Source organism: Streptomyces kanasensis, from assembly GCF_043077165.1.
Classification (GTDB): Bacteria; Actinomycetota; Actinomycetes; order Streptomycetales; family Streptomycetaceae; genus Streptomyces; species Streptomyces changanensis.
Genome location: NZ_JBIBSF010000005.1, coordinates 425,030 through 438,261, shown reverse-complemented (window position 1 = coordinate 438,261; position 13,232 = coordinate 425,030). Strand labels below are relative to the sequence as shown.

Genomic DNA, 13,232 nt, shown 5'->3' with positions numbered 1-13,232 from the left:
TGCCGTGCCCGTCCCGGGTGCCGTGCCCGTCCCGGGTGCCGTGCCCGTCCCGGGTGCCGTGCCCGTCGTCACCGGCTCCGTCTCCGTACCGCTCACCGTGCCGCCTCCCGCTCCCGGGCGTGCCCGCGGGCGAACTCCCAGGCGTCGGCGACGATGCCGGCGAGGTCGGTGCGGGTGGGCCGCCAGCCGAGCCGTTCCCGCGCGGTGGCGGCCGACGCGACGAGGACGGCCGGGTCGCCGGGGCGGCGCGCGGCCAGGACCTCGGGGACGGGGTGGCCGGTGACCTTGCGGACGGTCTCGACGACCTCGCGGACCGAGAAGCCGCTGCCGTTGCCGAGGTTGCAGACCAGGTGCTCGCCGGGGGTGACGGCGTCCAGTGCGAGGAGGTGGGCCTCGGCGAGGTCGGCGACGTGGATGTAGTCGCGCACGCAGGTGCCGTCGGGGGTGGGGTAGTCGTCGCCGTAGACGGAGATCGACTCCCGTTCGCCGAGGGCGACCTGGAGCACCAGCGGGATCAGGTGCGACTCGGGGTCGTGGCGCTCGCCCTGCGGGCCGTGGGCGCCGGCGACGTTGAAGTACCGCAGGGACGCCGCGGCCAGCCCGTGCGCGGCCGCCTCGCCGGCGATCATGTGGTCGACGGCGAGCTTGGAGGCGCCGTACGGGCTGGTGGGCACGGTCGGGGCGGTCTCGGTGAGGGGGGTGGAGACCGGTTCGCCGTAGGTGGCCGCGGTGGAGGAGAACACCAGCCGGCGGACGCCCGCCGCCCGCATCGCGGCCAGCAGCGCCATGGAGCCGCCGACGTTGTTGTCCCAGTACTTCTCCGGTCGCGCGACCGACTCGCCGACCTGCGAGAACGCGGCGAAGTGCAGGACGCCGTCGAACGACGGGTCCAGGAAGCGGGCCGCGTCCTGGACCCGGCCCTCGACGAAGGCGGCGCCGTCCGGCACGGCCTCGCGGAAGCCCGTCGACAGGTCGTCGAGGACGACCACCTCGTGGCCGGCCTCCAGCAGGTGCGCCGCGACGACCCCGCCGACATAGCCGGCCCCACCCGTGACCAGGTACTTCATGATGCGCTCGCTACCTCTCGCAGTCGCCGTGCCGCGGCCTCCGGGGGCACGTCGTTGATGAACACGCCCATGCCCGATTCGGAGCCCGCGAGGAACTTCAGCTTGCCCGACGTGCGGCGGATGGTGAACAACTCCAGGTGCAACGCGAACGCGTCGCGCCGCGGGTCGCCGAACGGCGCCTGGTGCCAGGCGGCGATGTACGGCGTGGGCGGCGTCCCGCCCGCGCTCCCCTCCGCGTTCCCGCCCGCGCCCGTGGTCGCGCTCCCCCCGTCCTCCGCGTCGAAGATCCGGTCGAAGCGCTTGAGGAGCTCCAGGTAGACCCGCGCGAACTCCGCGCGCGCCGCGTCGTCGAGGGCGCGCAGGTCGGGGACGCGGCGGTTGGGGTAGAGGTGCACCTCGTACGGCCAGTGCGCGGCGTACGGCACGAAGGCGGTCCAGTGGTCGCCGGTGAGGACCACCCGCTCGCCGTCGGCGCGTTCGCGGGCGACGACGTCGTCGAAGAGGTTGCGGCCGCCGGTGCGCCGCGCGTGCTCGTCGACGGAGCGGAGCATGAGGGCGGTCCGGGGCGTGGTGAAGGGGTAGCCGTAGATCTGACCGTGCGGGTGGCCGAGGGTCACGCCGATCTCGGCCCCCCGGTTCTCGAAGCAGAACACCTGCTCCACGCCCGGGTGCGCGGCGAGTTCGGCGGTGCGGTCGGTCCACGCCTCCAGGACGAGCGCGGCCCGCTCCTCGGTGAGGTCGGCGAAGGACGCGTCGTGGTCGGAGGTGAAGCAGACGACCTCGCAGCGGCCGGAGTCCCCGGCGAGGGAGGGGAAGCGGTTCTCGAAGACGACCACCTCGTAGTCGTCGGCGGGGACCTCGGTGTGCCGGCCGTCGCGGGACGGGCAGAGGGGGCACTCGTCGGCGGGCGGGTGGTAGGTGCGGCCCTGGCGGTGGGAGGCGACGGCGACGCGGTCGCCGAGCAGGACGTCCTCGCGGACCTCGGAGGTGGTGGCGACCGGGTCGAGCGGCCGCGGGTCGAGGGCGTCCCGTACGGCGTCGTCCCGGGAGTCGTAGTAGATCAGCTCGCGCCCGTCGGCGAGCCGGGTGGACGTCTTCTTCACGCGGAGGCTCCTCGCACCACACCAGATCAAACAGAACCACACACAAGGAACCACAATCCAACAGGGCCGTCAATGGACGCGCCCCGCCCGCGGGCACCCACGGCACGGAGGGCCGCACCGGCGGCGGTCGGCCATCCGGTACGGCCCTCGGTGCGTGCGGGCTCGGGTGCGGTGGGGTGTGACGGGAGAGGCGGGGTGACCGGGTGCGGTGGGGTGACAGGGCGGGCCGGGGGGGAGGCGGCGGCGCGGGGTCAGAGCTGGTGGGGGATGCCCGGCACGTCGGCGGCGGCGCGGTCGAGCAGGCCGGTGCGGGCGGCGAGCGCGGCGGCCTCCAGCCGGGAGCCGACGCCGAGCTTCATCAGCACCCGCTGCACGTGGGTCCGGGCGGTGCTCGGCGCGATGCCCATCCCCGCGGCGATCAGCCGGGTGTCCTCGCCCTCGGCGACCCGGACGAGGACCTCCACCTCGCGGGGCGTCAGCATGCGCAGCAGTCGCTGGCCCTCGTCGTCGGGGGTGGCCGCCGGGTCGAGCAGCTCCGTGAAGGCGCCCTGGAGCAGCTGGGGAGCGACGGCGGCCTCGCCCGCGCGGGCCTTCACGATCGCGCGTTCCACGCCCTCGATGCGCTCGTCGTGGCGGACGTACCCGGAGGCGCCGGCGGCGAAGGCCGCCGCGATGCCGCGCGGGCTGGGCACCGGCCCGAGGACCAGCACCGCCACCTGCGGGCGGTCGCGCTTGATGCGGACGACGGGGTCGAAGGCGCCCGGCTCGGCCGGGGCCGCCGTACCGAGGAGGCACACCTCGGGCGCGCGGCTCACCACCAGCTCGGCCGCCCCGGCCGCCGGCGCGGCGGCGGCGAGCACCCGGTGCCCGCGCAGCTTCAGGGCCGAGGCGAGCGCCTCGGCGAGCAGGCGGTGGTCGTCGACCACCATCAGCCGTACTCCCATCGAGAACCCCCATCCCCTTGGAGATGGCCCCCCGGCCCTCCATGACCCGGCAAGCTACACGCTTGTTCGACGTCCTGCTCCCCCTACCGGTCAGAAGCCCCCCACAATGTCGAATTCTTCGCCAATCAGGGCTACTTGGGGGACGGCGGCTGACGCCCGCGCACCGGCCGCGGCTGGAACCCGGCGGGCCCCGGACGCACCGGCGGCCCCGACGCGCCCGGAACGCGCCGGCGGCCCGGCGCGTCCGCGCGGGACGTGCCGGGCCGCCGGGGCCGGGGCCGGGTGGGGAGCCGGGGCCGAGGGGCCCGCCCGGGTCACCTGGTGGTGAACACCAGCGCCAGGTAGCGCGTCTCCTTCACCACCGTGGACGGCTTGGAGATGAAGTAGTCGGCCATGTACAGCCGGCCGTCCTGGTAGATCATGTCCTCGCGGTCGGCGAGGATCGTCTCGGTGCTGCGGATCGCCCGGTCGGCCGGGGTCTTCAGCAGCACCGTCTCCTGGAAGGTGCCGCCGTCGAGGCTGACGATCTGCCCGCCGCGCTCGTAGCCGGGGGACTTGTAGACGATGACGTTCCCGCCGTCCATCCGCACGGGGAAGACCGTCGTGTTGGCGCCGGAGTCCAGCTTCTGGCCGACGAGCTTGCCGGTCGTCAGGTCGAAGGCGACCAGCTCGTTGACCCGGTTGTAGTCCTCGCCCGGGCCCTCATGGCTCTCCGTCGGGAGGTAGAGGCGGCCGTTGCCGACGACGAGCTGCTCGCACTGCTCCACCTCGGTGGAGCGGCACTTGCCCGCGTACCGGGACGCGTCGACGGCGATCTTCACCTTCAGCTTGCCGGTCGCCTCGTCGATGGAGAACAAGTCCGAGATGCCGGAGCCGTCGCCCGCCGTCCGGCCGACGTCGGCGGCCGCGACGAGCGGCTTGGTGGAGACGATCGCCGCGTACTCGACGCCCGCGGGCATCTTGTACGAGGAGATCGGCGCCCCGGTCGTCGGGGTGAGGTTCTGGACGAGCACGTGCTTGTTGCCGCTGTCGCCGCACTGGCGGACCGCGACGAGGCCCTCGCCGCCGCCGTACCCGAGGTCCTTGCAGTTCTCGGTGTTCGCCTGGGGGCGCCAGTACTCCTTGCCGGTCGCCAGGTCCCAGGCGGCGCCGCCGTCCGTGCCGCCGGCGGCGACGGTGCTCGCGCCGATGGTCACCTCGTCCCAGCGGGCCTTGCGGTCACCGCCGGTGCCGCCCGCCACGGACTTGGTCCACAGCAGCTTGCCGGCGTCGAGGTCCACCACGCCGACCTCGGAGCACGGCGGGTACTTGAGCTGCGCCGTCGGCTTGGACGGCTGGAAGACCAGGGCGGTCTTGCCGTCCTTGACGTGCCGGGACGCGGCGCAGATCTCGCCGGGGAGCGGCACGGTCCAGAGCTTGGTGCCCTTGTGCGGGTCGTAGCCGACGACCTCGTTGATGCCCGACTTGACGTACGTCTTCTCCGTCAGCCAGGAGCCCTTGGTGGTGACCGTGTCGGTGACGACGGGCGCCGGGATCTGGAAGGCGACCTTCGCCTGGGTGTTCGCGGGCGCCTTCTCCTTGCCGCCACCGCCGGGGGCCTTGGCGCCGCCCTCGTCGCCGCCGCCCGTGGTGGCGCCGGTGGTGCCGTTCGCCGTGGCGGTCCCGTCGTCCCGGGTGGAGGCGTACCACACGCCCGAGCCGACGATCAGGACGACTGCGACGGCCGCCGCGATGATGATCTTCATCGACGCGGAGAGCTTCCCTCGCCCCCGGCCCGTCGGCGCGCCGGGCACACCCGGCTGCGGCGCCTGGTGCATGGGGGCGGTGGGGTAGCCGTACGCGGGCGGCTGGCCCGGCGGCTGGCCGTGCGGCTGGGTGGGCGGCTGGGCCGGGTGGCCGTACGGCGCGGGCTGCCCGGCCGGGGGCGCCGGCGGACCCACCGGCGGCTGGGGACCCTGCGGCGCCTGCGCCGGCTGGGGTGCCTGCGGGTAGCCGTACCCGGGGGCGCCCTGCGGTGCCTGCGGGTAGCCGTACCCGGGGGCGCCCTGGGGCGGCGGCGCGGGCGCGCCGAAGCCGCCGGGCGGGACGTCCTGCGGCGCCCCGAACCCACCCTGCGGCGGCGGGCCGGGGGGCTGGTTCGGCGGGCCGGGCGGCTGGTTCGGCGGCGGGCCCGGGGGCTGGTTGGGCGGAGGGGGCGGCTGCGTCATCGTGTCTGCGTACCTCGGGAGGGAAGGGGGTCGCCCGTCCGCCCGCCACCGGGGTGGCGGGCGGACGGACTACGGACGGCGGCGGCCCGCGGGGCCTCGCGGCCCCGCGGGCTACTTGCCGAAGGCGATCATGGTCTTGGTCTCCATCTCCGCCTTGTCGTTCTGCGCGCTCACGCGTCCGCTGGCGATGAGGAACCGGCCGTCGACGTAGACGTACCGCGGCTGCCAGAAGTCCCGCTCGACGCGGGCGACGGACGCCGGGTGCTGGAGGACGACCTCCGGCTTGCCGCCCGTCGGGGCGAGGGTGGCGACGGCGCCGCCGCGGTCCCAGGAGCCCTCGACGTACAGCAGCAGCCGGCCGCCGTCCATGCGCAGCGGGAGCAGCGTCCTCTCCGGGCCGGCCGTGGCGCGCCACTTGGGCTTGCCGGTGTTCAGGTCGAACGCCACGACGTCGTTGGTGCCGCGGGTGAGGCTGGTGGGCTCGGTCGACATGTAGAAGGTGCCCGCGTCGGCCGCCACTCCGGTGCAGCCCTGGAGCCGCTCGCCGAAGACGATCAGGCCGCCGCCCCCGCAGTTCGCCCGGAACTTGTCCTGGCCGCCGGAGAGCTGGGAGCGGAGCTTGCCCCCGTCGGTGAGGGCCAGCACGGTCCGCTGCTTCTTCTCCTGGTGGACGGCGTTCACCACCAGCGGGCTGACCGAGTAGACCTTGTCGACCTCCCAGCCGCGCGTCAGCTGGTACTTCCACGTCGGCCTGCCGGTGGCGGGGTCGACCCCCCACACCTCCTGCTGCGGGTTCTTGTAGTCGCTGACCCGGCAGCTGGCGGCCGCGACGAGGCGCGGGCCGTCGCCGGCGAAGGCGTACGGCTGGCAGCCTTCGGTGGGCTTGCCGAAGAGCTGCTTGCCGTCGGTGAGCGAGAAGCCGTAGGAGTTGCCGGTGCCGGCCGCCGCGACGGTGTTGCCCGCGATGGCGAGCGTCGGGTCGGAGAGCGAGCTGAAGCCGCTGCCCTTGGGGATCTCCTTCTTCCACCCCGCCTTGCCGGTCTTCAGGTCGATCTGCTGCAGGACGCGGCAGTCGGCGCGGTCCGTCGTGCCGTCCTTGACGCCGATGACGATGACGCCCGCGGCCGTGGGCGCGGCCGGGGCCTCGCAGACGTCCGTGGTGAAGGGGATGCTCCACTTCTTCTTGCCGTCGGCGACGGAGAAGCCCTCGACGCTGCGGTACATCCCCTTGACGACCGTGTCGCCGACGACCCACGGGCCCAGCACGTCGGCGCCGTTGCGCGGCAGGTCCACGTCGTTCTTGACGAGCCACTCGACCTTGGCCTCGCCCGGCTGGCGGCCCGCGTTCAGGTCGTCGTCCTGGGTGCGGCCACCGCCGGTGCCGTCGCCCTTGTCGACGGGGTCGGAGGCGGTCGGCGTGGGCGACGGCGACGCGGACGCCCCCGCGGTGGGCTGCGTCTGCTCGTCGCCGGAGCCCACGATCCACCAGGTGCCGCCGGCCACGAGCAGCGCCGCGGTCACCGCGGCGACGATCACGGCGGGCTTGCCCTTGAACGGGCCGCCGCCGGAACCTCCGCCGGGGGGCACCGGCCCTCCCGGGTGAGGGGGCTGGGTCGGGTGGCCGCCGTAGGGGTTCGGCTGCTGCCCGTACGCGCCGGGCTGGCCGTACGGGCCGGACTGCTGGCCGTACGGGCCGGGCTGCTGGCCGTACGGGCCGGGCTGGGCGGGGGCGCCGTAGGGCCCGGGCTGGCCGTACGGGCCCGGCTGGGCGGGCGCGCCGTACGGGCCGGGCTGCTGGCCGGGGGCCTGCGGGTAGCCGTAACCGGGCGCGGGCTGCTGGCCGGGGGCCTGCGGGTAGCCCTGCCCGGGCGCCGGCGGCTGGGCCGGGGGCGCGGCGGGCGGCTGCGCGGGCGGGGCGGCGGGCGGCTGCGCGGGCGGCTGGGCCGGCGGGGCCGTCGGCGGTTGGGCCGGCGGCTGGGGGACCTTCTGCGGGTCCTGCGGAGACCCGAAGCCTCCCTGCGGCGGTTGCTGGCTGGGCGGCTGAGTCATCAGCGCTTCCCCCTTCGTGCGGTCCGCTGGCCGATCGGCCTCCCCCGCGATCCCGGCCGGGGACGTGTGGCCGGAATGGAGCGAATCGGACAGGGATGTCGCACTGTTACGTGAGTCGAGCGGGGCTTCTTTGTACCACCTGGCCACAGACGGCAGACGGGCCGGACCGCCCCTGTTCCCAAGGGAGGACCGGCCCGTGATGCCGCTGTTATCGGCCCTCCACGGCTTCCCCACGCCACCGCGCGGAGGCCAGGCGGACACCGCGCGAGGGCCCCGCGGGTGCGCCGCGGCGCCGTGCCGCGTCCGCCGCGCGCGCCCGTGCCGCTACGCGTCCTCGGCCAGTTCCAGCCAGCGCATCTCCAACTCCTCGCGCTCGGAGCCCAGTTCCCGCAGCTGCGCGTCGAGCTTCGCCACCTCGCCGAAGTCCGTGGCGTTCTCGGCGATCCGGGCGTGCAGCGCGGACTCCTTGTCGGAGATCTTGTCGAGCTGCCGCTCGATGCGCTGGAGTTCCTTCTTCGCGGCGCGGGCGTCCGCGGCGGACGCCGCCTTCGCCGCCTTGGCGGCGGGGGCGGCCGCGGCGGCCGAGCCCGCGGCGGGGGCGGCCGACGCCGCCTCGACCATCCGCCGGCGGCGCTCCAGGTACTCGTCGATGCCGCGCGGCAGCATCCGCAGGGTCGCGTCGCCGAGGAGCGCGAGGGTGCGGTCCGTGGTGCGCTCCACGAAGAACCGGTCGTGGGAGATGACGACCATCGAGCCGGGCCAGCCGTCGAGGAGGTCCTCCAGCTGCGTCAGGGTCTCGATGTCGAGGTCGTTGGTGGGCTCGTCGAGGAAGAGGACGTTCGGCTCGTCCATCAGCAGCCGCAGCAGCTGGAGGCGGCGGCGCTCACCGCCGGACAGGTCGCCGACCGGCGTCCACTGCTTCTCCTTCGTGAAGCCGAACTTCTCGCACAGCTGCCCGGCCGTCATCTCCCGGCCCTTGCCGAGGTCGACGCGGTCACGGATCTGCTGCACCGCCTCCAGCACCCGCAGCGTCGGCGGCAGTTCGGCGACGTCCTGGGAGAGGTAGGCGAGGCGGACGGTGCGGCCGACGGTGATCCGGCCGGCGACGGGCTGCTTCTCGCCCTGCGTCACCGCGGCGTCGGCGAGGGCCCGCAGCAGCGACGTCTTGCCCGCGCCGTTCACGCCGACGAGGCCGATCCGGTCGCCGGGGCCGAGCTGCCACGTCAGGTGCTTCAGCAGGACCTTCGGCCCGGCCTGGACGGTCACGTCCTCCAGGTCGAAGACGGTCTTCCCGAGCCGCGCCGACGCGAACTTCATCAGCTCGGCGTCGTCGCGCGGCGGCGGCACGTCGGCGATCAGCTCGTTGGCCGCCTCGATGCGGTAGCGGGGCTTGGACGTGCGGGCCGGGGCACCGCGCCGCAGCCAGGCCAGCTCCTTGCGGACGAGGTTCTGCCGCTTCGCCTCCTCCGTCGCGGCGATCCGCTCCCGCTCGGCGCGGGCGAAGACGTAGTCCGAGTAGCCGCCCTCGTACTCGTGGACCGTGCCGCGCTGCACGTCCCACATGCGGGTGCAGACCTGGTCGAGGAACCAGCGGTCGTGGGTGACGCAGACGAGCGCCGAGCGGCGGTCCCTCAGGTGCCCGGCGAGCCAGGCGATGCCCTCCACGTCGAGGTGGTTGGTCGGCTCGTCGAGGACGATGAGGTCCTGCTCGGCGATGAGGAGCTTGGCGAGCGCGATGCGGCGCCGCTCGCCGCCGGAGAGCGGCCCGATGACCGTGTCCAGCCCCTGCGGGAAGCCCGGCATGTCCAGGCCGCCGAAGAGACCGGTGAGCACGTCGCGGATCTTGGCGCTGCCCGCCCACTCGTGGTCGGCGAGGTCGCCGATCACCTCGTGCCGGACGGTGGCGGCGGGGTCGAGCGAGTCGTGCTGCGTGAGCACGCCCGCCCGCAGTCCGCTGTTGTGCGTGACACGGCCGCTGTCGGCCTCCTCCAGCTTGGCGAGGACGCGGATGAGCGTCGTCTTGCCGTCGCCGTTGCGGCCCACCACCCCGATCCGGTCGCCCTCGGAGACGCCGAGGGAGACACCGTCGAGCAGGGCACGGGTGCCGTACACCTTGCTGACGGCCTCGACATTGACCAGGTTGGCGGCCATTTCACTCCTGATGTGGCGGAAGGGATCGACCCTCCAGGGTAGTGGGCGCCGGAGGGTGCCCGTGGGCCCGTGCGGTAGCGTGCGGCGATCGTCGGAGGGGAGGCCCGGAAGTGGTGGGGCGGGCAGTGGTGGGGCGGGCAGCCGGGAAGGCAGCGGCGGCGGCCGCGGTGGCCGCGGTGCTGGTGGGCGGCTGCGCCGCGGGCGGCGGCGCCGGCGGGACGGCGGCGGGTCCGTCCGCGGCGGGTACGGGGCCTTCCGCCGGGGCCGCGGGCCCGTCGGCGGGGGCGCGGGCCGTGGGGGCGGCGGGCCCGTCCGCGGCGGCCTCGGATGCCCCCGGGCCCGCCCGGGTGGCGGCGAAGGGCGGCACCCTGGGGGCTCCCGGGTCGGCCTGCCCGCTGCCCGTGACGTTCGACGTCGCGGCCGCGTGGGTACCGAAGCGGATCAAGCCGGTCGACGACCCGGACCTGCGCGACCTCCTCGACCAGGGCACGGTGACGATCGTCTGCGAGATCGACGCCAAGCCCGCGGGGAACATCGGCTTCCTGCGCGTGTGGACCGACGGTGACGCGGCCGCCTCGCCCCGCGAGGTCCTGGAGTCCTTCGTGGCCGGCGACGACTCCCCCGGGTCCGTCGTCCACCGCGACGTCGAACTGGCCGAGGACCCCGCGCTGCCGGCCGCCGAGGTGACGTACGTCGTCACCAGCCCGCTCCTGGACGAGCGCAAGAAGGTCCGCGCGCTGGCCGTGGTCACCCCGGCCGGGCCCGTCGTGCTGGAGCTGGGCGGCCTGGACACCGACGAGCACGAGGGGATGCTCCCCGCGTACGAACTGGCGAAGGGGTCCCTGGCGGCGGCACGCCGCTGACGGGACGACCACGGCCACGGCACGACCCCTGGAGGCCCCGCGAGACCTGCGGGACCTGTGGGAAACGCACGAACGGCAAGAACCGGAGGACGTCGTACCGCGTGTCCGTGATCGAACACGCGACCGTGGCTCCCCACGAACGTCCATCTGCGAGAGGTACGACATGAGCAAGGACAGCAGCAAGGACCAGGCGGCCCCGACCGGGCGCCGCCGCGGGGTGCGGCCGGTGGCCCTCGCGTCGGCGGCGGCCGTCGTCCTGGCCGGCGGGGCGTTCTGGCTGTCCGGCGGGTACGACGCGTGGCGCGGTGCGGACGACGCGCTGGCCGGCGCCTGCGACGGGCACCTGGCCGACGGGCCGGTGCGGCAGCTGCTGCCGGGCGTCGCGCTGACCGCGTCCGCCGCGCTCCAGCACGACGGGTGGCGCTGCACCCTCACCGCGGCGGACACCACCGGCAACGGCGGCACCCGGTTCGAGGTGCGGGTGCGGGACGCGCAGGAGCCGTTCGGCCCGGACGGCGCGGTCGACCCGGGCGACGGCGCCGTGCCGCTGGGCGGCGGCTGGACCGGCTCCTTCGCCTACGGGGCCCCGGACGAGGGCGGCCCCGCGCGCGGCCGGGTGGTGGTGCTGCTGGACTGCGGCGACGAGACCGGCGACGGCCTCCTGGCGGCGGCGGACGCGCGCCTCGGGGGCGGTACGGGCTTCCGGGACGCCGGGGCGCGGGCCCGGCTCGCCACCGCCCTCACGGACACGGCGCTGTCGTACGCGCGGCGCACGGGCTGCGACGCGGCGGACCCCGGACCGGTGCGCGACGTGGCCGCCCCGGCGGCGGCCGACGCGCGCGTGCCCCTCGGCCGGGCGTCCGGGACCTGCGCGGGGGTCGTCGACGCGGCGACCGGGCGCCGGTGGGGCGCGGGGACGGCCGCGGAGACCGCCGCCGAGCCGGCGCCGGTGGAGCACTGCACGCTCGGCAGCGTGTCGGGGACGCCGCTGTACGCCTTCACGGCGTCGTACGGGCCCTACGGGGAGGCCGTGCAGTCGGGCGGGGACGCGCTGCCCGCGCTGGGCAAGGCGAACGCGCCGGAGGGCCGCTACCGCATGACCGCGCGGTGCCCGGGGGCGGACGGGACGGCGGTCTACGAGATCGTGCCGGACGACGGGCTGGCGCTGGACCACGTGTCGCTGCGGACCGCGCTGAAGTCGTTCGCGACGGCCTCGGCGGAACGCCACGCCTGCGACGCCCCGTCCTGACGCCCCGACCTGCCGCCGTCCCGACGTCCTGGCCTGGCGTCCGGACGTCCTGACGTCCCGGCCTCCTGACGCGGGGCCCGTGCCCGGGCCGGTGGCGGCCGCGGGTCAGCGCCGGGGTGACCGCTCCACCAGGAGCCAGCCCGCCAGGATCATGGCGACGGTCGTCGGGGCCGTGACGTCCACGGCGATCAGGAGCGCGGTGCGGCCCTCCAGGAGGCCCGCGAAGCCGACCGCCGACAGTCCGAGGACGCCCAGCAGGCAGAGCGCCACCCCTACGGCCGCCGCCGGCCCGGACCCTCCGCCGGAACGGGACGCGCCACCGCCCGGCGCCCCACCGGGGCCCGGTGCCTGCGGGGTGCCGTGCGCCGGGTCGCGCCGGACGACCGGCTCCGGGCCGCCCGGCTGCTCCGCGCGGCGGAACACCGCCACCAGCAGCGCCGTCAGCGCCGCCGCGGCCACCAGCCGGACCGGCAGCTGCGCCCACCACGCCCCGGTCGCCGGCTCCGGCAGCGGCACGCCCGGCGCGAGGAGCGCGCCGTACACGCCGAGCATCGCCGTCAGGTGCCACAGGAACGCCGTCATGGCGAGGCCGTTCGCCGCGACGACCGCCCGCCAGACGCGGGCGCGGGCGGCCAGCCGGGTGCCGGGGCCGCGCAGCAGCTCCACCGCGCCGACCAGCCACACACCGTGGCACAGCAGGGCCAGGCTCGGCGGCGCCATGTTGGAGACGGCCTCCCCGGGCATGCCCACCATGGACAGCGGGTACGGCCCGAGCGCGACCAGCGCGGCCGCCCCGGCGAGGCCGGCCCCGGCCAGGACCAGGGGGACGCGGCGCCCGCGCAGGCGGCCGTCCGCGCGGAGGAAGCCGAGCTGGTGGACGGCCAGCCAGACGAGCGCGAAGTTCAGGAACCCCACGAAGGGCACGCCGCCCGCGAAGCGCAGGGCGTCCACCGCGGCCGCCCCCGCCGCGAGCGCCGCGAAGGCGCCCCAGCCCCACCGCTCGTGGAGCGCCAGCAGCGGCGGCGTGAAGGCCACCATCGCCAGGTACACGCCGACGAACCACAGCGGCTGCGCCACCAGCCGCAGGGCCGTGCCCGTCAGCCCGGAGCCGCCGCCGAGGAGCTGGACGACGAGTGCGGCGGCGCCCCAGACCGCGACGAACAGGACCGTGGGCCGCAGCAGCCGCCGCAGGCGCGCCCGGACGAACACCGCGTACGCGGGGCGGGAACGGGAGGAGAGCGCGTGGGCGAAGCCGCCGACGAAGAAGAAGACCGGCATCACCTGGAGCCCCCAGGTGGCGATCTGGAGGGCGGGGACGACCGCCAGGAGGTTGCCCACCCGGCCGTCGGCCGTCACCGCCGCCATCAGCCAGTGCCCGAGGACGACCACCGCCAGGGACACGACCCGCAGCAGGTCGATGTACCGGTCCCGTGTGGCGGGGGTGGCGGCGGCGAGGTCGCGCGCCCTGAGTCCCGTACCCGTACGTCGCATGCGGCGACTCTCCCGCCCCGGCCGGGCGGGGCGGGAGGGCCGTCGTACTCAGATGCGGCGTGAGTACCCGGGATCCCCGGCCGGGCACGGGAGCGCGGCAACGGGCCA

The 13,232-nt window shown here is 75.6% G+C and carries 9 protein-coding genes; 2 read left to right on the top strand and 7 right to left on the bottom strand.

Annotated elements, in window-relative coordinates:
• Positions 1–92: 92 nt before the first annotated feature.
• The 6 genes from galE to ACF053_RS15915 all read right to left on the bottom strand — a co-directional run bounded on the left by galE (position 93) and on the right by ACF053_RS15915 (position 9,521).
• Positions 93–1,067, bottom strand: a complete 975-nt coding sequence (galE, locus tag ACF053_RS15940) for a UDP-glucose 4-epimerase GalE (RefSeq protein WP_391954437.1) — start codon at positions 1,065–1,067, stop codon at positions 93–95.
• A complete protein-coding gene (gene galT, locus ACF053_RS15935; protein WP_391954436.1) occupies positions 1,064–2,170 on the bottom strand; it encodes a galactose-1-phosphate uridylyltransferase in 1,107 nt (368 codons plus the stop codon). The genes galE and galT overlap by 4 nt, the downstream gene beginning before the upstream one ends.
• A 251-nt stretch (positions 2,171–2,421) precedes the next feature.
• Positions 2,422–3,114 carry a helix-turn-helix transcriptional regulator gene (locus ACF053_RS15930; RefSeq protein WP_391954435.1) on the bottom strand — a complete coding sequence of 231 codons (693 nt, stop codon included), beginning with the start codon at positions 3,112–3,114 and terminating at the stop codon, positions 2,422–2,424.
• A 314-nt stretch (positions 3,115–3,428) separates the two neighbouring features.
• On the bottom strand, positions 3,429–5,321 hold the full coding sequence (locus tag ACF053_RS15925) for an outer membrane protein assembly factor BamB family protein (RefSeq protein ID WP_391954434.1): 1,893 nt from the start codon (positions 5,319–5,321) through the stop codon (positions 3,429–3,431).
• Between the two features lie 111 nt (positions 5,322–5,432).
• Positions 5,433–7,370: an outer membrane protein assembly factor BamB family protein gene (locus ACF053_RS15920; RefSeq protein ID WP_391954433.1), complete on the bottom strand. Its 1,938-nt coding sequence runs from the start codon at positions 7,368–7,370 to the stop codon at positions 5,433–5,435.
• Between the two features lie 324 nt (positions 7,371–7,694).
• Complete coding sequence (locus tag ACF053_RS15915) at positions 7,695–9,521, bottom strand: ABC-F family ATP-binding cassette domain-containing protein (protein WP_391954432.1); 1,827 nt, start codon at positions 9,519–9,521, stop codon at positions 7,695–7,697.
• Positions 9,522–9,562: 41 nt separating this feature from the next.
• Between ACF053_RS15915 and ACF053_RS15910 the strand changes: the two genes are divergently transcribed.
• Positions 9,563–10,384, top strand: coding sequence for a lipoprotein (locus ACF053_RS15910; RefSeq protein ID WP_391954431.1), 822 nt, complete (start codon positions 9,563–9,565; stop codon positions 10,382–10,384).
• Positions 10,385–10,547: 163 nt separating this feature from the next.
• Positions 10,548–11,633 carry a hypothetical protein gene (locus ACF053_RS15905; RefSeq protein WP_391954430.1) on the top strand — a complete coding sequence of 362 codons (1,086 nt, stop codon included), beginning with the start codon at positions 10,548–10,550 and terminating at the stop codon, positions 11,631–11,633.
• Between the two features lie 105 nt (positions 11,634–11,738).
• Here the strand turns inward: ACF053_RS15905 and ACF053_RS15900 are convergent, their stop codons facing one another.
• On the bottom strand, positions 11,739–13,124 hold the full coding sequence (locus ACF053_RS15900) for an acyltransferase family protein (RefSeq protein WP_391954429.1): 1,386 nt from the start codon (positions 13,122–13,124) through the stop codon (positions 11,739–11,741).
• Between the last annotated feature and the right edge of the window lie 108 nt (positions 13,125–13,232).